At 40.0% G+C, this 22,611-nt stretch carries 27 protein-coding genes; all 27 read right to left on the bottom strand.

Annotated elements, in window-relative coordinates:
* Positions 1-25: 25 nt before the first annotated feature.
* Positions 26-784, bottom strand: a complete 759-nt coding sequence (locus MKY45_RS09635) for an ABC transporter ATP-binding protein (RefSeq protein ID WP_341172866.1) — start codon at positions 782-784, stop codon at positions 26-28.
* Positions 777-1,589, bottom strand: coding sequence for an ABC transporter ATP-binding protein (locus MKY45_RS09630; protein WP_341172865.1), 813 nt, complete (start codon positions 1,587-1,589; stop codon positions 777-779). Before MKY45_RS09630 ends, MKY45_RS09635 begins: the two co-directional genes overlap by 8 nt.
* A gap of 10 nt (positions 1,590-1,599) precedes the next feature.
* A complete protein-coding gene (opp1C, locus tag MKY45_RS09625) occupies positions 1,600-2,445 on the bottom strand; it encodes a nickel/cobalt ABC transporter permease (protein WP_042533501.1) in 846 nt (281 codons plus the stop codon).
* A 2-nt stretch (positions 2,446-2,447) separates the two neighbouring features.
* Positions 2,448-3,377 carry a nickel/cobalt ABC transporter permease gene (gene opp1B / locus MKY45_RS09620; RefSeq protein WP_042533498.1) on the bottom strand — a complete coding sequence of 310 codons (930 nt, stop codon included), beginning with the start codon at positions 3,375-3,377 and terminating at the stop codon, positions 2,448-2,450.
* A gap of 63 nt (positions 3,378-3,440) precedes the next feature.
* Positions 3,441-5,027, bottom strand: coding sequence for a nickel ABC transporter substrate-binding protein (gene nikA, locus MKY45_RS09615; protein ID WP_042533496.1), 1,587 nt, complete (start codon positions 5,025-5,027; stop codon positions 3,441-3,443).
* A gap of 60 nt (positions 5,028-5,087) precedes the next feature.
* Positions 5,088-5,609: a GNAT family N-acetyltransferase gene (locus MKY45_RS09610; RefSeq protein WP_042533495.1), complete on the bottom strand. Its 522-nt coding sequence runs from the start codon at positions 5,607-5,609 to the stop codon at positions 5,088-5,090.
* Between the two features lie 132 nt (positions 5,610-5,741).
* Complete coding sequence (locus MKY45_RS09605) at positions 5,742-6,755, bottom strand: urea transporter (RefSeq protein WP_052485033.1); 1,014 nt, start codon at positions 6,753-6,755, stop codon at positions 5,742-5,744.
* A gap of 15 nt (positions 6,756-6,770) precedes the next feature.
* Positions 6,771-7,592 carry an urease accessory protein UreD gene (locus MKY45_RS09600; protein ID WP_042533494.1) on the bottom strand — a complete coding sequence of 274 codons (822 nt, stop codon included), beginning with the start codon at positions 7,590-7,592 and terminating at the stop codon, positions 6,771-6,773.
* Position 7,593: 1 nt separating this feature from the next.
* On the bottom strand, positions 7,594-8,205 hold the full coding sequence (gene ureG, locus MKY45_RS09595; protein ID WP_042533493.1) for an urease accessory protein UreG: 612 nt from the start codon (positions 8,203-8,205) through the stop codon (positions 7,594-7,596).
* 15 nt (positions 8,206-8,220) lie between these two features.
* Positions 8,221-8,907, bottom strand: coding sequence for an urease accessory protein UreF (locus tag MKY45_RS09590; protein WP_193064542.1), 687 nt, complete (start codon positions 8,905-8,907; stop codon positions 8,221-8,223).
* Positions 8,900-9,355, bottom strand: coding sequence for an urease accessory protein UreE (locus MKY45_RS09585; protein WP_042533490.1), 456 nt, complete (start codon positions 9,353-9,355; stop codon positions 8,900-8,902). Before MKY45_RS09585 ends, MKY45_RS09590 begins: the two co-directional genes overlap by 8 nt.
* A gap of 11 nt (positions 9,356-9,366) precedes the next feature.
* Positions 9,367-11,076, bottom strand: a complete 1,710-nt coding sequence (gene ureC / locus MKY45_RS09580) for an urease subunit alpha (RefSeq protein ID WP_193064541.1) — start codon at positions 11,074-11,076, stop codon at positions 9,367-9,369.
* The gene (gene ureB / locus MKY45_RS09575) at positions 11,066-11,395 is read right to left on the bottom strand and encodes an urease subunit beta (protein ID WP_193064540.1); all 330 of its coding nucleotides are present in this window, start codon (positions 11,393-11,395) and stop codon (positions 11,066-11,068) included. Before ureB ends, ureC begins: the two co-directional genes overlap by 11 nt.
* Positions 11,396-11,406: 11 nt before the next feature.
* The gene (locus MKY45_RS09570) at positions 11,407-11,709 is read right to left on the bottom strand and encodes an urease subunit gamma (RefSeq protein ID WP_042533484.1); all 303 of its coding nucleotides are present in this window, start codon (positions 11,707-11,709) and stop codon (positions 11,407-11,409) included.
* A 689-nt stretch (positions 11,710-12,398) separates the two neighbouring features.
* A complete protein-coding gene (locus tag MKY45_RS09565; RefSeq protein ID WP_193064539.1) occupies positions 12,399-13,271 on the bottom strand; it encodes a DNA-3-methyladenine glycosylase family protein in 873 nt (290 codons plus the stop codon).
* Between the two features lie 123 nt (positions 13,272-13,394).
* Positions 13,395-14,414, bottom strand: coding sequence for a serine hydrolase domain-containing protein (locus MKY45_RS09560; protein WP_042533481.1), 1,020 nt, complete (start codon positions 14,412-14,414; stop codon positions 13,395-13,397).
* A 34-nt stretch (positions 14,415-14,448) separates the two neighbouring features.
* On the bottom strand, positions 14,449-15,096 hold the full coding sequence (locus MKY45_RS09555) for an HAD-IA family hydrolase (protein ID WP_042533480.1): 648 nt from the start codon (positions 15,094-15,096) through the stop codon (positions 14,449-14,451).
* A 14-nt stretch (positions 15,097-15,110) separates the two neighbouring features.
* Positions 15,111-15,251: a hypothetical protein gene (locus MKY45_RS09550; RefSeq protein ID WP_175297046.1), complete on the bottom strand. Its 141-nt coding sequence runs from the start codon at positions 15,249-15,251 to the stop codon at positions 15,111-15,113.
* A gap of 71 nt (positions 15,252-15,322) precedes the next feature.
* Positions 15,323-16,222 (bottom strand): PhzF family phenazine biosynthesis protein, encoded by a 900-nt coding sequence (locus MKY45_RS09545; protein ID WP_193064537.1) that lies wholly within the window; start codon positions 16,220-16,222, stop codon positions 15,323-15,325.
* A 91-nt stretch (positions 16,223-16,313) separates the two neighbouring features.
* Positions 16,314-17,558 carry an MFS transporter gene (locus tag MKY45_RS09540; RefSeq protein WP_341172864.1) on the bottom strand — a complete coding sequence of 415 codons (1,245 nt, stop codon included), beginning with the start codon at positions 17,556-17,558 and terminating at the stop codon, positions 16,314-16,316.
* 191 nt (positions 17,559-17,749) lie between these two features.
* Positions 17,750-18,148 carry a RidA family protein gene (locus MKY45_RS09535; protein WP_193064535.1) on the bottom strand — a complete coding sequence of 133 codons (399 nt, stop codon included), beginning with the start codon at positions 18,146-18,148 and terminating at the stop codon, positions 17,750-17,752.
* A gap of 413 nt (positions 18,149-18,561) precedes the next feature.
* Positions 18,562-19,089, bottom strand: a complete 528-nt coding sequence (locus tag MKY45_RS09530) for a GNAT family N-acetyltransferase (RefSeq protein WP_193064534.1) — start codon at positions 19,087-19,089, stop codon at positions 18,562-18,564.
* Positions 19,090-19,312: 223 nt separating this feature from the next.
* Complete coding sequence (locus MKY45_RS09525; protein ID WP_193064533.1) at positions 19,313-19,960, bottom strand: SDR family oxidoreductase; 648 nt, start codon at positions 19,958-19,960, stop codon at positions 19,313-19,315.
* Positions 19,961-20,178: 218 nt separating this feature from the next.
* Positions 20,179-20,460, bottom strand: coding sequence for a hypothetical protein (locus tag MKY45_RS09520; RefSeq protein ID WP_256706051.1), 282 nt, complete (start codon positions 20,458-20,460; stop codon positions 20,179-20,181).
* Positions 20,461-20,648: 188 nt separating this feature from the next.
* The gene (locus MKY45_RS09515) at positions 20,649-21,011 is read right to left on the bottom strand and encodes a hypothetical protein (RefSeq protein ID WP_193064531.1); all 363 of its coding nucleotides are present in this window, start codon (positions 21,009-21,011) and stop codon (positions 20,649-20,651) included.
* On the bottom strand, positions 21,001-21,540 hold the full coding sequence (locus tag MKY45_RS09510; RefSeq protein ID WP_193064530.1) for an acyl-CoA thioesterase: 540 nt from the start codon (positions 21,538-21,540) through the stop codon (positions 21,001-21,003). Before MKY45_RS09510 ends, MKY45_RS09515 begins: the two co-directional genes overlap by 11 nt.
* 131 nt (positions 21,541-21,671) lie before the next feature.
* Entirely contained in the window at positions 21,672-22,571 is a 900-nt protein-coding gene (cidR, locus tag MKY45_RS09505) for a cidABC operon transcriptional activator CidR (protein WP_341172863.1), read from the bottom strand.
* Between the last annotated feature and the right edge of the window lie 40 nt (positions 22,572-22,611).

Raw genomic sequence — 22,611 nt, 5'->3', positions numbered from 1 at the left:
GTGGCATGTTTTATATAGTAGAATTCTATTCCACTCTAAACCGAACCACTGCTTCCAACAGCCTCTTCGCATAAGTACTCTGCACATTTGCCAGATTTTTTGTCTCTATCTGCTCAACGATTTTTCCTTCATTTAAAAACATCACTTGATTACATAGATAAGCAACGGTTTGCAAGTCATGTGCGATAAATAGACACGTCATATCCATTTCTTTTTTTAACGTATCGAGTAAATCTAGGATTTGTGCTTGAACAGAAACATCCAGCGAGCTGACTGCTTCATCCAGAACCAAAAATTTTGGCTTCGTACTAATTGCCCTGGCGATACACACCCGCTGTAACTGGCCGCCGCTTAACTCATGCGGATAACGTTCTGCTAACTCCTTAGACAGACCGACTTTCTCCATTAAACTTTCCGCTGTTTCCTGTATCGGATGATTCCGGCTGAAAGCCTTCAAGGGTTCCATGATAATATCTTTTATCTGGAAAGCAGGATTGGCTGAGGACGTATAGTCCTGAAAAACAACACTCATCTGCCCTCTCTTTTCCTTCCTCCACGCTGCTGGATTTTCCCCCTCCAGCAACAGACTGCCGCTGTCTGCTTTTTCCAAGCCTAATATCAATCTGCTTAATGTACTTTTCCCACTGCCGCTTTCCCCGACTAAGGCAGCCCAGTCTCCCGCATGAATCTGAAAGGATACGTCCGCTAAGACGGATAACCTTTCTTTTCTGAAGCCTTTTCCTGCTTTCGGATATGTTTTATAGACCTTCTTTACTTCAAGCATGATAGGAATCCTTTCTCATCGATTGTTCAAACGCACGGGTCAGTTTGATTCTTGTATCCACCAAGTATTTTGTATATTCATTTTGTGGATGCTGAAATACATTTTCTGTCCTGCCATATTCCACTTGTTTCGCGTCTTTCATCACAAGCACATCTTCCGTCAGCTGTTGGATAACGCCGAGATCGTGAGAAATAAAAATAAAGGTAGTCCCCGATTGAGCCTGGAGATGCTGAAATGTTGCAATGACTTCTTTTTGGGTAATAGCGTCCAGCGCAGTGGTTGGTTCATCCGCAATAATAATATCAGGCTGTACGGCTGCTGCAATGGCAATCATACATCGCTGGAGCATCCCGCCGGACAATTGATGCGGATATTTCTTCAGCACCTGTGCAGCTTCCTTTATCCCCACTCTTTCTAATTCTCTCAAGGATACTTGTTTTGCCTCTGTCCTGGAAATTATCAAATTCTCACATAGCGTTTCCTGCATCTGCTTTCCAATGGTATCTAACGAATCAAAGGCGGACATGGCATCTTGCAGAATCATGCTGATATGCCGGGCTCTTATATCTCGAATTGATTTTGTCTTCATCCTCAGCATATCCGCATCTTCAAAATAGGCTGCACCGGAAACGGTTATCCAGGGCGCTATAAGCCCCAGCATCCCCTTCACCGTCATTGACTTGCCGCTGCCGCTTTCCCCGACAATGCCCAAACTGCGGCCGCGTTCCAATTTAAAAGATATATCTTCAACGATAACCTCGTTTGTTTGTGTATCTTGTATCGATAAATTTTTCACTTCCAGCATAACCAAGCAATCACCTCATTCTTTTACCGCGCTTTCCACGCTTAACATTAAAGGCATCCTGCAGACTGTCCCCAAGAAAATTAAATGCCGCTACCACAACAAGAATTGCTATTCCCGGAGCAAGCATTAATTCCGGATAGATGGTCATCACGTTCTTCGCTTCGTTTAACATCATTCCCCATTCAGGCGTCGGTGCCTGCACTCCCAGCCCGAGGAAGGATAAAGCGGAAATCATTAAAATCACCGAACCTGCATCAAGTGTGGCCAGGACCGAAATCTCGCCTACCGTATTTGGCATGATATGCTTTTTGAAAATATGCCATCTGCTGAAGCCGGAGACTCGGGCAAACTGAATATAGTTTTTATCGGCATATTTAATGATAATCGAACGGACCATACGTGTGTACCATGCCCATTTTGCAATAATACTGGCGATCACGATATTGGTAAGCCCTGGTCCCATCATTCCGATAATGGCCAGAATCATCACTTCACTTGGAAAGGACATAAAGACATCGCAAATCCTCATAATGATCTCGTCGATTTTCCCGCGAAACAGTCCGGCGATTCCTCCAATCAATGTTCCAATCACAATCGTGACAATCATGGTTATAAAGGCAATGAAAACCGTCGTGCGAATCCCGTATAACAGCCTTGAAAAAATACATCTCCCCAGCTGATCCGTACCAAGCGGATAGGTTGTACTTATTCCCGCCAGTTTTTCTTTTACATTGACATCAATTGGACTATGCGGCGCTAGCCATGGCGCGAAAATTCCTGCCAGTACCACAAGGGTTAAGAAAATGATACAAATCATGGCGGAACGATCTCTCATCAATTTATTTAAACCCCCCATGATTATACCTCTTTTCTCATTCTTGGATCGAATATGGCAGTAACAATATCTACCAGTAAGTTACAGATGACAAATAAAACCGCCATCAGAAAGACATACGCTTGGATAACGGGATAATCATAATTGAATATCGCTGTCACACTCAGCCTGCCTATCCCCGGCCAGGCAAAGATATTCTCGACAATGACAGTGCCTGCAATTAATTTGGGAATCGACATGCCCAGTGCTGTAATAGCAGACTGAAGAGAGTTTTTGAAAATACGCTTTAAAATAATACCCTCTTTCATCCCGCGGGCTTTTGCATAAAGTACAAAATTCTCGTTTTTGTTTTGCACCATATTATTTCGAATCAATCTCACATAGGTGGAAATATAAGCAAAAGCTAACGTTACTGCCGGCAGAATAACAGATGTCCAAGAGCTCATCCCGCTTGTCGGCAGCAGATTTAATTTAATCGAGAAAAACCATATCAGCAAAAGCCCGATCCAATAACCGGGCATGGCCTCTGCAATAAAGACAAAGCCTCTAATGGTCCGATCAATGATGCTTCCTTCATAAATCGTACATAGAATGGAGGCAGAGACGCTGATAAAAACAATCATTACGAAGGCAACCAACGCAAGCATCAGCGTAGCTGGCAATGCCTGCCCGATTTCTTCGATCACCGGTTTATTATTAACAAAGCTGTTTCCGAAGTCACCTTTGATACTGCTGGTCACCCATGTAATATATCTTTCAAAAAATGGTTTATCGAGGCCCAGCTCCTCGCGCATCTCTGCAACAGCTGTTTCTGTCGGTGTGATTTCATTTACCCGCAGCGCGACTTCCGCCGGATCACTTTCGCTCAGATTAATGAGAATAAACGCCAAAAAGGATATTCCTATTAATAAGGGAATGATGCTTATGATTCTTTTCGTAATATAACGCTTCATTTACTCCACCTACATTCTTACATTAAAGAACCAAAAAAGCGGACCTTCATCCGCTTTTTTAATTTACTCTGTATCAAAATACATGTTTTCAAATGGAACTTCATATTGAGAGACATTAAACGTGACACCCTGCAGTTCTGGTCGATGGACTGCTTTTGTACGTGAGTATGTGAGCGGGATGTATACTGCTTCATCATGGATATACGATAACACTTCCGCATACATCGCTTCTCTATTCTCCTCATCATGCTCAATCATCAAATCGGTAATTGTTTCGTCCAGCCACGCTTTCTTGTCCAGCCCTGTCTGCGCCTGATAATCGCCATGCGCCGGGATTCTCCAGGAGGACAGGTAAGATTGCGGGTCATAAGGCGTTCCCCATGACAAGGAATATTGCAAATCAAATTCTCCTGATTTTTGTCTGTCTAAAAACGCCTGCTTCTGCTCTCCAGTGATATGCAGCTCCACACCTATCTCCCGCAAATCAGACTGAATATATTCACTGATCGTCTTTTCCTGTGCATTATCCGAATTATAATACAGGTTAAGCTCTAATTTCTCGCCATCTTTATAACGATATCCATCATCACTATTCAACTCCCAGCCGGCATCATCGAGCAGATTATTAGCTTTATCCGGATCATATTTCCTTTCCTCCAGTCCAAGGTCGCTGTAAGGAACTGTCGATGCAAGCAAGGTCGGCGCAACAGATTCTGATCCATTTAAGATACCATCCGCAATCGATTGTTTATCAACCGCATATTGCAGCGCTTCTCTTACCTCGATTTCGCCAGTGATGGGACGATTGGAGTTCAATAAAATCGCTCTGGAAGCGACCGGCTCACTCATTTCGGTTACGTACTCTCCCTGCTCTTCCAGCGCGGAGAAAGAGTCCAGGTCAATCATATCTCCATCGGATCCAAAAATCAGATCGACCTCTCCTTTTTCAAGGGCAAGCAGAATGGTCTGATGATCCGGCATCACCTTCCATCTTACTGCATTCACTTTAGGCTGTTCTCCCCAATATTCTTCGTTGGCAGTGAACACAGCCTCCTGATTCTCTTTATGTTCTGATAAAACCCACGGCCCTGTTCCCGAATAACCGCTGATGCCATCCTTTGTCGTTCCATCCACAAAGTCATTGGGAGATAAAAAACGAAACGGGCGGGTAAGTCCCAATTCCGTTAACGTCGGATAATACGGATGCTTTAACACAAGCTTATACGTATATTCATCCACTACCACATTTTCGTCAATCAAATTGACTAAATCCAGCCAAGCATGACGTTCTTCATTATCCATGATGGCATCCATATTCTGTTTTACCGCCTCTGCGTTGAACTTTTCTCCGTCAGAAAAGGTAACATCCTCTCTTAAATGAAAGGTATATTCCAGCCCATCCTCTGAGATATCCCAGCTCTCCGCCAGCCAAGGCTCTACACCGTCTTCCGTATTCTTGACCAGTGATTCAAACACCATATTCTGGGCTGCCATTTCCCCGCTGTATAAATGCGGATTAATATCGCGGATATCCTTCGAGCTGGCATATACGATTTCATCTTTAGCTGCTTTATCATTTTCCGAATTGCTGCAGCTTGCCAATAAAAACAAAAACAATACGGAAAGCAGCCCTATATTTATTTTTCTCATTTTATTACTCCTATTATTCTTGGTGTCATGCCTGATGAAGCAGCTCACGCAAAAGGAATACTATAAGACCTTATCCATATGCAGTGTTTTCCAGACTGGATCTGACTCAGCCAGTCTTTCTTCAAAGCCCAGCGCTTTCCAGAAGGGAATACCGCCAGGCAGAAATGGATGAGAATGCAGATAAACCTTCTCGTATCCTACTGTTTGAATCGACTTTAAAGCCGTTTGATAGAGGGCAGTGCCAATTCCTAAACGTCTATATGCCGGATCTATATAGCATCTTACCAATTCCGTGGTCTTCGTTTGCGCGTAAAATTGCTGCAGCTCGTCAAATCGATTGTCATAGGGCAAATAACCAATTGTACCAAGCACATTGCCCGCTTCACTTAAAGCTGCAAATAACGCCGCATCCCTTCTATCTATATAATGTGCATAAAAATGAAGCATATCCGGCGGTAATTGCTGATGATCCAACATCGGAAATACTTCTTTTCGAATCGTTGTCATAAAATCCACTACCTGCGCAGCGTCCTTTTGTTCAACCTGTTTCACACGATATTTTACAGGTGTTTGTATAGACATTTCCTATCAGCGTCTCCTTGCTCTGATTGATTCCTTCATGTTGTTCTCTCTTCATAGCTGCAGGCAACATCAACTCGTTTCTCTATTGATGTTACCCTGCAACAACGCTTCATCATAAAAATTCATTTTCTATTATACTCTATTTCCCGGTTTTAAGATAGAATTTGATGCGCTCAACAGCAGCCATGTAATGATTACAAATGGAATGGTTAATACAGGCAGGCCGTATGGGATAAGCAGAATAGATAAGCTCGCAGAAATCGGAACCGTCAATAGTGCTCCTATCAGACCGTACACAAACATACCTTTCGCCCCCTTGGCATTGAATGTATGGCCCACTGCTATGGCCGTCAAAATCGCATTGTATCCATACAGCCCAAGCTGCATCTGATCATTTTCTGCCCCTAATATGTAAGCAAAAGCTAAGGCAGCGACAGCGGATATAATGGTGCTCGCGCTCACTCTGATCCCGGCAATCAGAATTCCTGCCAGGATCAGCGCTCCCGCCCACACAGAATCCAATAGAAAGATTTCACTGATGCTTTTAAAAAATGCGGTAATCCAGTCCATTCCGCTTCCTTCAATATACTCCCAATGCATTAGATTCTGCGGTATAAGCTGATCACTCATTATGAATAAATCTAATTTATAAGGAAATAAAAATATCAGCCATGATGTAATAATGAATGGAAAAGTGAGAACCGGAATACGCACAAAATAATTATTTAAAGCTACGGTTGCTAATGCGGATAATCCAGTTCCTGCAAAAGCAAGCAGCCACAGATACGGCCCATCCAAAAAAATGAGAATAGCTAAACAGCTTAACACCGCGTTATAGCCCATTAATCCATCCTCTATAAAACTTCTATTCTTCGTGAGCACATAGCCTATAACATTCGCTATTATCACACTTAATAAGGATACTACGGCAAATTGCCAGGAAACAACAAGAATGCCCAAAAAAATGAAAAGTCCTGTTTTCCAATTCGCCAGCAGGATTACTTGGGAAAAACTGTGCAGCGTACTGATCAAATAATATTTTCCAGAAATTTGTCGCTCCATCTTAACTACCTTTCCAAAGGCCGGGGAAGCAAGCTTTCGAACATCTCTAAAGCTGCTCTCAGATATCCCGCTTGTCTTCCCCACCGTTTTTAAACTCTTTTAATATTTCCGTAAAAATACAGGAGACATGCCAAACCATACTTCTCGTAAATACCCATGGCACATTTGCAGTATCTCTTCGATGATTTGCGTCTGATTGGCCAATATTCTCAAAGAAAACCCCGGGACCGGACACCTCGAGATACCGAAGTTCACGTCCTTCTGCTCCATCATATCATAGATATTTTCAATTACTTCATCTGTCATATAAGGACTAATAACCATCATGGAGCCTAAATGACTATACCCTTCCATTCTTCCAAACACAGAAGGATTATTTTTAGCCGGTTCCGTTACAACGCGGTCAAAAACGCCTAATTCCTTATGGATAAACACTTCATTTTGCAAATCTACCTTGTCATAACTGAATTGCTTTCCGGTTGGTGACCATCCAGGTGTAATAATATCAGAGCAAATCAATGTCGAGGTATTATCTACATAAAATTGGTTGAGCTGTTTATACGACCCTTCCCGATAAACGATCAGCGGATCAGGGATATACTCCAGCAGACTGTTCGATTTCAAGGTAAACTTCCCATACTGATACGCAGGCTCTCCTGGGGATTTATATACTTTGGTTGCAGATTGCGTTGTCAAAATTGCCCGGGCATTTTCATTCACCCTAATATCCATGGAATATGTATCTCCAGATAAATAGCCGCCTCCAGGATTTAATAGATAATAGGTTAATTGCCCGGAATCGTCTAAATAGATTGGACGCATCACTTTGAAGGCACCTCGGAAATATACATCCGCAGGGACCGTTTTATTCTTCTTCTCCGTTAATTCAAGCTGAAGCTCTCCGGTCCATTCCTTCTGCATCTTAGACGATCCCTCGAAGCAGTACATTATCTTTCAGCCAATCAATTACTTCGTCCAATCCTTCATTATTTTTCAAATTCGTAAAAATAAAGGGTTTATCTCCTCGAAATTCTTTCGTATCTCTTGCCATGATATCTAAGTCCGCTCCAACATATGGCGCCAAATCCGTTTTATTAATAATAAATAAATCCGACTTAATCATGCCCTGCCCGCCTTTACGGGGAATTTTCTCTCCCTGGGCTACATCAATGATATAAATAGAAAAGTCAACAAGCTCCGGACTGAATGTCGCTGCCAGATTGTCCCCGCCGCTTTCAATGAAGATCAATTCTACGTCGGGAAAACGTTCTATTAATTTATCGATAGCAGCAAAATTCATGGAGGCATCTTCTCTGATAGCGGTATGCGGGCACCCGCCCGTTTCCACACCAATAATCCGGTCATCCTCCAGCACACCATTTTTCATTAAAATTTTAGCGTCTTCTTTGGTATAAATATCATTCGTAATAACCGCCATGTCCATTTCATTATTTAATTGTCTTGTTATTTTCTCTACTAACTCTGTTTTTCCAGCCCCTACTGGACCGCCAATACCTACTCGAATCGGTTCCATCTCCAAATCTCCCTTCTAAGACATAAATATCCTTACTTTTACATGCTCATGCTTCATTTGTGAAATTTCCAGACCGGGCGAAACAATCCCAAAATCCGCTATCGTTAAAGCAGCTATTTCTTCCGCGACACTGTTTATTAATTGCTGACTCTCCAGCAATATCTTCTGCCCGTCTGTCTGCCCCATCGGAATAGCTCTTACTGCATTCTGTACCAGGTTGGAAACCAGGGAATATAAATAAAACCCAAGTCCCTCCCGAGGTTGTATCCTGTGATAATGCGCAATAACTGCAAAGACAATGGCGCTGTGCCCGAATGATTTCCCTTGCTTTATTCGTTTTAGATAATTTGCAAGTATTCCGTATTCAAACAGACTTTCTGCCAGCTTCAGCATCCGGACTCCCATTTGGGTATTTCCTTCCCTTGTTTCCTTTGGAAGGTTCTGGACATAAAGCAGCCGGTCCATATGCCAAATCCGCTCCAAATCATTTTCACACAGCGCCTCGCATACAAGTTGAAAAGCAAGCCCTTCTGTATATTTCACCTGTTCCCTGAAATACGTATCCAGCCATTCTTGAAATGAGATCCTGTCCTTCACAACATCTTCTTGAATATAGGTTTCCAGTCCAAATGAATGGCTGAAACCGCCAATAGGGAAGTTTGAATCGCATAACTGAACAAAGGTGAGCAATGAATTAGTCATGGCTATGCCCTATATGTTTAAACGCTTCTTTTAATTTGCGCTCTTCCCGCTGATAAGAAATGTCTAGCTGTTTCAGCAATTCTTCTACAAGATAATCATATTGGACAATCATATTATCCGCTTCAAATTGTGCAGGAAGATGACGGTTTCCTAATTGGTGCGCAATGACGCCCATTTCATGAATATCTTTAGGGCGGATAACAATCACGTCGTCCTGATAGACATCAATAAAAATAATATTGGATGTATCTTTATATAAAACGTCACCCTTTGTCAGGGCCTGTCTTTCTTTTAAGGAAATACCAATATCCTTTCCATGGTCTGTTTTCACCCGTAAAATACGCTTCAGCAAATCGGCACTATCCAGGTAAACCTTTTCTTTATGCAGCTTTGCAAGCTCTGCTTCTTCTATATCATTTATATTCATCTCAATTTTTTCAACCAGCATTGGTCATCACCTCAAAATAAAAAGTATCGTTGCCCCATCGCCACCTCTTTCAGCGGTTCACAGGTTATGGCTTCACCGTCCACTTTTACTTCATATGTTTCCGGATCCACGTCAATGGTTGGTGTCTTATCATTCAGCTTCATATCTTTCTTCGTCAGATTACGAATGTTCTTTACAGGCAATACCGTTTTCTCTAAACCCAGCTCTTCCTTTATCCCCTTTTCATAGGCTGCAGTGGATACAAATGTTAAGGATGTTCGTTGCACTGCTTTCCCATGCGCTGCAAACATCGGGCGATAAATAACCGGCTGTGGTGTTGGAATCGATGCATTGGCATCTCCCATCACACTTTCAATAATCGAGCCGCCTTTTACAATCAATTCTGGTTTCACACCGAAAAATTCCGTTGGCCAAACAACTAAATCAGCATATTTCCCAGCCTCTACCGACCCGACATACTCGGAAATACCATGGGTAATCGCCGGGTTAATCGTATATTTTGCAACATAACGTTTTACTCTATTATTATCTGCAGTTTCTGTATCTCCCTCAAGTATACCGAGCTGTTTTTTCATTTTATCCGCTGTCTGCCAAGTTCTTAAAATAACCTCGCCAATCCGCCCCATTGCCTGTGAGTCGGAACTGATAATGCTGAGTACACCCATATCATGCAGAACATCCTCAGCAGCAATTGTTTCTTTGCGGATACGAGAGTCAGCAAACGCTACATCCTCCGGTATCGACGGACTTAAGTGATGGCAAACCATCAGCATATCGACATGCTCTTCAATCGTGTTGACCGTATAAGGCATGGTCGGATTGGTAGAAGAAGGAATCACGTTTGGATATTGTGCTGACTTAATGATATCCGGAGCATGTCCGCCGCCTGCACCCTCTGTATGATACATATGAATGACGCGGTCTTTCAGTGCTGCCATTGTATTTTCAACAAATCCGCCTTCGTTTAAGGTATCTGCATGCAGCGCCACCTGTACATCGTATTTATCCGCAACTGTCAACGCATGGTCAATCGCAGAAGCAGTCGCTCCCCAATCCTCATGTACTTTTAAACCGATTGCTCCGGCTTCGATTTGCTCTGCTAACGGATCGATCGAAGCAGCTTGTCCTTTCCCTGTATACCCAATGTTCACCGGATAATCTTCTGCAGCCTCCAGCATCTTATGAATATTCCATTTCCCCGGCGTAACGGTTGTTGCTTTTGAACCGGAAGAAGGCCCTGTTCCGCCGCCAATCAATGTTGTTAAACCAGATGCAAGCGCCGTTTCAATCTGTTGCGGTGAAATAAAATGAACGTGGGCATCAATCCCGCCGGCAGTCACAATTTTACCTTCCGCTCCGATAATATCAGTCGCTGCACCGATGGTAATATCGACGTCATCCATCACCAGCGCATTACCACTCTTGCCGATTCCGCATATTTTACCGTCTTTAATGCCGATATCCGCTTTATAAATCCCTGTGTAGTCCAATATAATTGCATTTGTCAATACCGTATCTGCAGCTTCATCATTTAGAGCAAGCGGATTTTGTCCCATGCCATCCCGGATGACTTTTCCTCCGCCAAAAACAACTTCATCCCCATACGAGGTATAATCCTTTTCAATTTCAATGATGAGATTCGTGTCAGATAACCTCACTCGATCACCCGTTGTAGGTCCGTACATTTCCGCATATTGTTTTCGGGGAATATTATAAGCCATTTACTTTCTCCTTCCCGACGCTTCCATCTGTCATATTATTAAATCCATATATCTTTCTCTCTCCGGCAAAGTCTACCAGCTCCACCGTCTTTTCATCCCCTGGCTCCAGACGGACCGCAGTTCCTGCTGGAATGTTCAACCTTTTGCCAAAAGCGGTATCCCTGTCAAACTTTATCTGTGTATTGATTTCATAGAAGTGAAAATGTGATCCAACTTGTACTGGGCGGTCTCCTAAATTAATGACGGTTACTTTCGTTGTATCTCTTCCTTGGTTAATTTCTATCGTCCCTTCTTTTGGCAGCACTTCTCCTGGTACCATCGAAATCCCTCCTATTTAATTGGCTGATGCACAGTTATCAGCTTTGTTCCATCTGGAAACGTTGCTTCTACCTGAACATCCTTAATCATTTCAGGTACCCCTTCCATGACATCTTCCTCCGTAAGTATGGTTGTGCCAAAGCGCATTAATTCAGCAACACTTTTGCCATCTCTTGCGCCTTCCATTAATTCATAAGTAATCAGTGCAACACTTTCCGGATGGTTTAATTTTAAACCTCTGTCCTTTCTTCTCCTTGCAAGGTCAGCAGCAACAACAACCATCAGCTTATCCGTTTCTCTTGGCAACAGATTCATCGGCTTCCCTCCTTGATTTAAATGATGATACATCATTTAAAAAATCATCTCGTTATTCCCAATAGTTCGATAATTATTGGGATGCAAACTGGTATTTCTAATCCAGCATTGAAGAATAGATTACATAGCCAGCTTCAACAATTTATATTAATTTTTCGAATAACTTTATATGTAATATTACCTAACATATAAAGTTATGTTAATTATCATAAGAGTTATTTTATAAAAATGCAAGTCTTTTAACTAAATTGGTTTTGAATAATTTCTACGGAAGGTACAAACACACTGATATATCTACAAAAATAAACCAGATTCTATATTGCTTATTTCGCAATAGAATCTGGTTCATTTATTAAATCGTTATGAAAAAATTTATGATGAAGCATATAAAACGCAACTTCATTCAGTGGGAGTTTTCAACGCACAAATGTTTCCGATGGGGTGAGTAATCGCAGCCCCAGGAGATTGCGAACTTAGTCTGCTGTTTTTCTCTCATTGCGTTAGCCTAAGTGATTTAGGAAGTTAGCTCATCTGATTCCACGCCTGAATAAATTTATTTTTACGTTTGATTTTGACGGGAGTTTTACAGACAGTTTTCTAAGATAAAAATTATACTTTGAAATAAGACCGGGCGTGAAGTGAACATAATCGATTATACTCCCCATTCCATTATTCCCGGCATTTTCATATCACTTATCAAACCAATAAGCCAAAAACTTAAACTCTCCCCATTCTTTATATAGCTGCTGCAATTGTGATTTAGGTGGAAGTTCACCAGCGAAATATTTATTTTTTACATGCTTTTTAAATTCGCTGTCTACTGGCAAAAAGTCGTATCTTCCTAATAACATTAAAATAATGCTGAGTGCATAAGGTCCGACGCCTCTAATTTCTTTCAGCTTGTGAACGACATCTTCAGTCGGCATTTCTGGATTGGTAAGTTCCTCTAAGTCATATACACCATTACATATGTTTAATGCAAGATCATAAATATAATCACTTCGATAGCCTAATTTGATGCTTTTATTTAAAAAGGTTTTATCTTTTTTTAAAACTGCTTCTGGTGCAGGAAAAGTAAATAATTCCGACTCATTCGAGTATCTTTCTCCTAAATGACTCACAAAATTCGTTGTCATGGCAATGGTCCGGCTCCAGGTCGTATTGGTTGTGAAAATCGTCTTTACAATATCTTCAAAGATGCTTGGGGAGCGTAAAAGTCTTCCTTTATTTTCCGCTACGATTTCCTGCATATTCTGGTCAGCGCTGCACATTTGATAAAAAGCACGAAAATCCTCATCTAAACGAAGCATCCAGTTAACCTTGCGAACAACCTCTTCACTTTCTTCTCTCGTTAACGTTTGCTTACCCCCTGTTTCTATCATCAATGTATTTTGATTCTGTGTTATATGCAGCAGAACGATTTTACCAGTTGAAAGCGCTTCTACCCTTTTTAAAACACTTCTGTCATCGTTAGCTTGAAAAGGCGGCAGTAAATACCATCCGTGATCGGTAACAGCAGCTTTAAAATTGAATTGTTTTGGCAGTTCAATAGCATTTCTCAACACGATTTCCTCCTGACTAAGAACTATTATTTTATATAGGGGGGTCAAAACCTCTAGTCTAGTTGTAAAAAGGAGTGGAACCAATATAACGAAACTTCACGCAGCGGGAGTTTTTGTTCTTCTTCATGATAAACAACGCATCACCGTATCTCCAAATGATCGGACATCCGATAAATAATCATACCCTTCAGGTGACCCGAAGCTGTTAAACATCCGTACAGCTACTATATTTTCCTGTGGAATCACTAATAACGTTACTCCTGTATATCCCAGTATCTGATACGATTCTTTAGGAACGCTTTGTCCAATTTCTGTTTTTTCAGCCGGTAAGTCTTTCACAAACCATAAAAAGCCATTTTGCGGAAGGTTTTTATCTACCGTTGATGGGCTTTGTACCGTTGCAGCCATCTGTATTATTTCTTTCGGTATCATTTGTTTTCCGTTTAGATAGCCTTCCTTAAGATGGACATAGCCCCAATATGCCAATTCACGTGCAGATACATACATATTCATTTTGTTGCCTTCCGTGCTTTCACTAACATTCCAATTTTTATCAGATTCATCTCCAAGGATAACATCCACAAGCTTCTCATGTTTTTGTGCGTACCAATCTGATTCATTAAATTCGAAAGGATTAAAAACCTGTTCATGAACAATTTCAGATACCGTTTTACCAGTTGTTTGTTTTATGAGCTCCGTTAATACATCTATTCCAACCTGTCTATATGACCAATTTTCTCCTGCAGGAAATTCTCGAAATACCGTATCTTCTTTTTTATGTAAACCATGTGTATGGGTTAATACATGCCTTATTGTTGTATCCTTCCATATATCTTCATTAAGTCCAGGCAAATAATGCAGTATCAAATCATCTATGGTTTTAATTTTCCCATAATAGACTGCGCATGCCACAGCAAATCCGATATAGCTTTTCCTGACAGAGGCTACATGAAATTGGGTATCTTCCTGAACTTTTCTTGAACCTGATTTGTTTGATTGGCTTCCAAAATAGTCTTCTAATACTACTTTATCGTTGTGAATTACAAAAGCAGCAGCTCCGGAGCAGGTTACCTTTTCCGCTGTATTTAGGACATGTTCTGTTATAGGAACAAAATCTTTATTCTTTTTTGAGCTAAGAAACATTATATCCCCCTGTCTGTTGAATATCCGTTATTTTTTAGGTGAATTGCATTCTTCTTAATTCAATTAAATCATTAATCACAACATCTGCTTGCGAAAGCTCTTCTTCTTTCGCAAAATCAAAGCTGCATCCTACAGCTGTCAATCCATTATCTTTTGCTGCTTTAATGTCTGATATCCGGTCTCCAACCACTGCCGCTTCCTCTATTCCATATTTCGTTAAAATAGTTTTGACTAAATCAGATTTACTAAATGATTCGATTTGTTCAATACTATAAGTCTCTGAAACCCAGTCATCTAAATGATAATAATCCACAATCGCTTTTAAATAGGCTGGTACTCCATTACTGGCGATGAATATGGTATAACCATCCTTTAATAAAAACTCAAAAATATCCTGTACATTCGGATATAATGCACCTTTTCCGTTTTTTATATTTTCAATTAATCTATCTTGAAAATAATCATTGACTTGCTCTCTTTCCTTCACAGAATGATTCGGCAGTAAAGTTTCCCATACTACCGGCAATGGAACTCCCATAATTTCCCGGAACTTATCAATTGGGATGGAGTCTCCCCATTTCCCTAAAGAAGCTAAATAGGTAAACGTATCTTCTAATGACAATTCTAAAATTTTATCTGTTTGAAATAATGTTCCGTCCATATCAAAAATTACCGATTTCATACTTCCTCACCTCTTTAATACGGAATAAAAGTCCCTTTTAATTTATTTTTATATCTTTCTACCTTCTTTATTTTCTTGAAAGTAATCAGAGATAACAATGCAACAGCGATTAGCGTCCACTCATGCGTTTCTCCTCTGTTATCTATAACCTTCATTAGAATAATCACTCCTTGATTTTGACTTTCACAGTAAGATATTTTCATCAATATACATTACTTGTATTCTTCTAATTTTCCAACATAATCTCAAAGTCTTTCACAAAAACAGCATTCCCGGTAATTTGAATATCATATGACTCCCCATTCTTAGATACCTGAACACCTACCCTGCCATCTTTACCAATTTCATGTCCCTGCTCCACCACAAGCTTCATCACATCTTTCCTATCTTCTCTTATATAGTCAGTATAATAAGCACCCATTACTCCCGACGCTGTTCCTGTTACTGCATCCTCTACAGTACCTGAAAATGGAGAAGAGAAGTGCCTTGCATGCATATCCGCATCTGTATCATACGTTTCGATACAAATTGGATGTACAGACGATTTAGGCATCTCCTTTAAAATTGCAGGAAAATCTTTATTCTCTGGTTTCATTTTACGAAAAGCTTCTAAATTATTTATTGGAAGCAGCAGTGTCCAAGCACCTGTGCTTCCATAAAGAATTGGTAAGTTATCATGTATATCCGATTCTTCTATCCCAATCGAATGAGCTAAATCCATTTTAGAGCCATGGAACGCTACAAATTCCGGTGCAGCCTGGTTCATTGTTATCGTTATTTCCTTTTCAGGAGCAGAATCAAGCCTTACTGGTAAAATCCCTGCTTTAGTTTCAATCGTTAATTCTGTTTTATCTCCGAACAGTCCTTTTGTTTTTAACGCATACACCGTTGCCATGGTCGCATGACCGCATAAATTCATTTCATGTCCAGGTGTAAAAAAACGTATCCCTAAGTCTGCTGTTTCTGATTTAACTGGAAATGCCGTTTCATTGAATCCTACTTTAAATGCGACTTCCTGCATTTGCTCATCTGTCAGCTCATCCCCATTTAAAACAACTCCAGCAGGGTTTCCTTTATTCGGCACCTTACTAAATGCATCATAATGATATACTTTGACCGATTTCATGCTATGTCCCTCCCGTAATCATATTAAAATTCTCGACGGAAAAACGAAATACTTATCGAGAATTTTAATATGCTGCTTCGTTTATACTTTCCTATTTGTTATAAACTGGCTCTACTTTGCTCAATGCAACGCCAGCCTTTCCAAAACGAAGGAAGATGCAAGCTGGCATCAAAAGAATAAAAGCCCCGATCATTAAAGCAATTTTTTCCATAAATAATTCCGGAATAGCTCCCGCTAAAAAAGTTCCCAGTATGGAAAATAGTCCGCCAATAACATAGGTGGAGCTCCTGACTCTTGTTAAGAATTCATCTGGCGTGATCCCCTGGTGAATAGCACCTTGCACAATAAAAGCCATAGATAGCGCACAATCAAAAACAGCCATCCCAAAACACATCATAATAAAAACGTTTGTTGCTGTAATCATTAATATACCTATACCAGAGATAATCAGCAAGAAACTCATCAGCAACACCCAATTTAGATTTTTGAATTTATTGATCAAAAAGATGCCAACAATATTACCTACGCCAGCACTCGATAGCAAAATACCAATGAACCCTTCAGACAACTCTAATGTAATCCGAGCGTAAAAGATTATAGTTAATGTAATAAATATCGTTGTGAAAGCTAATATTGCCATGGCTATTGTGCTGATCAGCTGTTGTGGATTAGAGATTAAAATCTTCAATCCAGCGATGGACCTTCTTAAAAACACGCTCCATTTACTTTTTTGCAGCTCTTCCGTCTCTGTCCCTATAAAACCTTCTTTATTACGAATAAAACCAATCAACAGAGCAGAAAGAAGAGATAAAATCCCGCAAATAAGCAACGTTAATACCGAGCCTGTTTTTGCTAATAATATTCCACCCAACGCAGGGCCGATGACAGTAGCAATAGCATCAGCTGCTTCAATATTGGTATGTGCTTTTAACAGATTTTCTCTGCCGGCAATGGCAGGAATCATTGAAGTAAACGCTGTTCTGCTAATTAAGGCAAGTAACCCCATTACGAACAACAAGGAAGCAATAATTACTGCATTGACATTCTGTGTTGCCAGAAGAAACGCGAGCATAAAAATGCCTATTCCATATAAAAAATGACAAGAAGATGCAATTCTGACCTTATTCTTCGTTTCTACCCATGTTCCGATTGGGATGGCAAATAGAACCGTACCCAATTGCTGGGACAAAGCGACAAGGGCTGTAACTAGCGGCGAACTGGTTTGACCTAATACAACTAAAGGAATCAACAGCTCTTTAAACCTTCCATTTAAAATAGAAAGAAACTCTGAACCCCACATACGTCTAAAATCTTGGTTAATGAGTATCGATTTCAATTTAATTCTCTCCTCTTTAAGGGAGATACACTGCTTCCAGGAAATGCCTGAAAAAATTCCTATCTGCGTATAACTGATATTCCTACCCGCCATAGTGCTTATTCCGTTTTGTAGATATCTCCCTGCTTCATAATTCAATTGCAGATATGAAGAGAGATTGTTAAATTGGACAATCCATTTTATATAGCTCCTTATTTATTTTCTTTACACGCCCATGCATCTATCTCTACTTTAAATCGCGGACCGGCTAACCCGGCAACAAAAACCATCGTTGTACAAGGAAGGTGATCCCCTAAAAATTCGCCAATTGCTTCTCTTCTTCTATCCGCATCCATTTCCCCGACAATATAAAAAACAAGCTTCGTCAGGTTTTCTACGTCCATATCCGCTTCCTGTAAATTGATGCGAATGTTTTCAAAGGCCATTTTTAATTGCTCCACGGAATCCTCTGAGACATTGCCTTCCATATCCATCCCTAACTGGCCCGACAAATTTAACCACCGTATGTCTCCGGAGACTTCGATTTGATGACTATACGGAGCTAATGGTTTATGTACATCCTTTGGATTTCTGGATTCTATCACTTTCATTCCTCCTGCTATTCTATTATTTTTTTATTAGCTTAATTAACAAGAATAATTATTCAATATATCGATTTGCAGATTAATTATTATTTCGCGCATTTATCTGATAACATCAAGAGGAAAGCTTATTTAATAAAGAAATAAAGCGTTCCCCTCTATCTTTTTAACAGTCTTCTAATCAGATAAATAACAAGGACAACAGCTATCACCGTAATAATCATCCCTGGTATTCCGATATTTCCCATCATTTATTAATCCCCTTCTCTATTTCAATACGATTTAATTGTGAGAATTTTATATATTCTGTTCTTCATGTTAACATATTCCTAGATGTTGTTGTAATTAGCTGGGAAAATACATTCTAAGAAATCTCAATATCCTTAAAACCTCCCAGTTTATTTGAATATATTTTTCAACATTCAATCCCATCCTGAAGTAAATACAATATGCTCCGCACTATCTAAACTTGGGTGACGCAGCAGCCCACTTTTTTCCGCAACCCTTAACGAAGGTATATTAGATGGACGAACTCTCGATATGATTGGTAATTCAGAAAGGTGTTCACGAGCTAAATACACAGAATATCTGGCTACCTCCGCAGCATATCCTCTTCCCCAAAACTTTGGTGAAAATCTATAGTACAAGTTTAACACTTCGCGCCCTTGCCAATTTATATTTCTTACGCCTCCAATTCCTACTACATCCGAGCGCTTATGCTCAGAAATCATCCAATAACCACAGCCATGTGTTATCCAGTCCTTATTCCAAAGCTCTATCTTTTCCAGAGCTTCCTCTATGTTTTTCATTGGTCCAGACGGCCGGTATGTATTTGTTTTGGGATCTCCTTCAATCTCAAGGACAGCATAAGCATCTGCTTCTGATGGCTTTCGAAGAATTAGATTTTCTGTTTTTACTTGTTCAAAGACTTTTTTGATTAAAGCATTCATTATAAATCCCTCTCTTTTTTATACAGTATATTGGTTTTTAAAATTCTAATTTTTTAAATTGAAATGAAATGATACCATTATGCCCTCTTTATTTTTTTATTATCTCAAGCTGATATTAATTGCTCCCATATTAAAAGGCTATTTAACAAAGAAAGACCTGTGCCCATCTTTTACATAGCACAGGTCTTTCTAGACAGATTAGAAAATCTGACGTTTTTATTTATTACACCGACTGTATCGCTTCTTCAACAGCTGTCTGTCCGCCTACTGCGCGGAATCTCTTGCCGATGGTTGTATCATTTTTCAAGCTGGTATAAATCACTTTCGCAATATCTTCCCGAGGGACTTCTCCCCGTTCCACATTGGCTCCAAGATTTACTTGATTGGTGCCAGGTTCATTCGTTAATAGTCCTGGATGAATAATGGTATAGTCTAAATCGGAGTTTAACAGCCACTCATCTGCATAGTGTTTTGCTACGACATAAGGTGCAAACGATTCAGGGGCTGATTGAATAGCTTCACGGTTGGTATCAAACGAACTAATCATGACAAAACGTTTAACATTCGCCTGTTCTGCCGCTTGAATGGTTTTCACCGCTCCATCCAAATCAATCATCAGGGTTTTATCCTTTCCAGTTTTCGGACCGGAACCAGCTGTGAATACGACCGCGTCCACACCCTCTGCTGCATTAGCAATTGCATCGACTTCATCCTCTAAGTTAACAATGGCCGTTTCTGCACCTAAATCTTTAAAATAATTCGCTTGCTCTTCCTTGCGAATCATCGCACGTGCCTGATCCCCATTGTCTTGAATCAGCTTGACCAGATGCTTCCCTATTTGTCCATTTGCTCCAACTACTAAGATATTCAACACACTCACCCTTTCTTTTTGACTTCTCCCTGTTTATTGTAAAGGTTTCAGAATGAGATGTTAAATAATTGGATTGTGTAGAAGAGCTGGCTGGGTAGTCAGCGTGATTTCATTTCGTCTGAATGCCTGCCCTGACGTTAATCCCATCCGCCAGATTAAACTAACAAAGCTACTTAAGGTTTTCTATTCATCTTATTCCCCCCTGCTTATACTCCTTCTCACGCCTCCCCCATACCAAAACCTAGTAAAAGCAAATAAACAAGTGCTCCCGTTAAGTTGAGAGAAATTATCAATCCAAATACGGCAACAACCTTTTTTTCATTCTTTTTAAAAAGAGCAGCTACACTTAAGATGATTGATAACGGAGCGCCAATTAATTGAGCAATAAGTATAGTTTGAGCTAATACTAATGGTTCTATATCAGCCACGGCAAACAATAATAGAAATAATAGTATAGGCAGCCCGAGTGATAGATAACTGATCCAAGAATACTTTTTCATCAAGAAAGCCTCCATTCTTCGTAAAGCCTGATAGATATTTCACAGAACAGCTAATTTAATTAAAGTAATATTATTCAAATTATTTTAACACAAAGCTGCTGATATAATCATGACTATTTTATTTACGTGCCCACAATCGCAAAAACAGGGCTTATCACTCCAAACAACATGGTGATAAGCCCTGGCTGCTATTTAATGATTGTATTGACCTGAATAAGCTCCGGCTTTGCCCCCAGCACTAACAGAAATACTTGTGAATAGGAAACTTGTTCTAAACGCTGCAGGATAGACAGCAATTTTTCAAAATCCTTTTGCTCTTTTAATAAATTCACTTCTTTCTGATAAAGGTGTATAACAGACTCCCGAATAAAAGGAGGTTTGGTTGCTTCTTCATTTCTTACTAATAGTTCCCCTAAATATTTGTAAGGAATCTGCAACTGTCTAGTCAGACTCACGATATGCTGTAAATGCTCATACAATTCTCTGTAATCCCTTTGAAGCTGGTCAAGCTCTTCCTCTATATGATATAAACTATTTATATTAACAAACATAGATATCTCCTCTTTCCCATGGTTTTTCCAAACCAATAATTTGTGTCAGCTCTTTACTGTGTTCTCTTCGCTTCCGGCGCATCGCTGCCCGTTTTTCGCCAGATTCATATAAGAATTTTTCTTCTGTTGATTCCGGTACAATGGGTGCTACTTTCACAGCCTTTTTGTTGCTGTCCAGGGCAACAAAGGTAAGAAAAGCAGTGGCAGCAATTTTTCTCTCCCCTGTAATCATATCCTCGGCAATCACCTTACAAAAAATCTCCATCGATGTATTGCCTGTATAGGAAACAAAGGATTCAATACATACCGAATCAGACTGACGAATCGGATGAAGAAAATCAATTGAGTCCGTAGAGGCTGTGACACATTCCTTCACTCTGGCATGCCTTCTTGCAGAAAGCGTGGCATTATTATCTAATTTCTTCATCAATACACCTCCAAAGAGGGTATTGTAATTATTTAAATCATTGATTAGCACTTGATCCGTACTAACTACTCTGCTTTCGTTTGGATGCTTATAACTGTTCATATTTCAAGTGTTCCCTTCCTTAATAAAATTGCTTTATTTTTACTCTATACTTATCTTAAATCCTATCGTTCTATAATAAAAATAGTTATTCTTTATTTGAACTATAGATGAAATCTATGGAAGCGCCATATTTAATTATTTTTGCCATCTTTAAACATCAATTGTTCCTGCATAAACTTCAGCCACTCTTTGGTAACAAAGGAGGTATAGCTATTCTTCTTCCAAATAATTGCTAATTGCCATAAAATCGAAGGATCCGCAATTTCAATACTGACAACGTCTTCCTTTAGCGTGTCAATAATACTTGCCGGGAGAATACTTACCCCAAGGCTTGCCGTAATCATCTGTTCGATAAAGTACCACTGTGAGCTCTCCGCAATCACCTTAGGAATAAAACCAGCAGTCTTACACGCCTCGGTTATACGATCATTTAAGATGAAATCTTCACTAAATAAAATAAAGTCATCATCCTTTAATTCAATAAGACTTACTTTCTCTCTCTCGGCAAATTTATGAGAGCGCGGAACCACCAATTTCAACTGTTCCTCAAGCAGAAAAAATTGATGAAAGGTATCCGTATCTGTCGGCAGCACCGTAATACCGACATCGACCTCATCATTAATGATGCTCTCTTCAATCCGCTTACTGCCACTTTCTAATAATTCAAAGCTGATATCCGGATAGCTCTCATGAAACTCTCCAAGCGTGTGAATAAACAGCTTTACATTCATAATCGGAGGCAGCCCTATTTTAATATGCCCCTGCTTCATTCCTAACAAATTATTCATTTCTGTCGGAAGATTTTCATATAACCGGACAATTTCTTTTGCCTGCTGTAAAAAAGCTTTTCCCGCATCAGTAAGCACCATTTGCCGTTTATGACGGTCAAATAATTCCATTCCTAATTCTGCTTCTAGATTCCGTAAAAGCTTACTAATCGTAGGCTGTGAAATATACAGCTTTTCTGATGCCTTAGTCATGCTGCCAGTTTTGACGATTTCTATAAAATAAATCATGTGTTTTAGTTCCATTGTTTTGCCTCTTTCTTAATTAGGGTAGTTATTTTAAGTT

The organism is Oceanobacillus sp. FSL K6-0251 (assembly GCF_038004725.1).
GTDB classification, from domain to species: Bacteria; Bacillota; Bacilli; order Bacillales; family Amphibacillaceae; genus Oceanobacillus; species Oceanobacillus oncorhynchi.
Note: the sequence above shows the minus strand (reverse complement) of the source record. Positions and strands in the feature narration are given on the sequence as shown.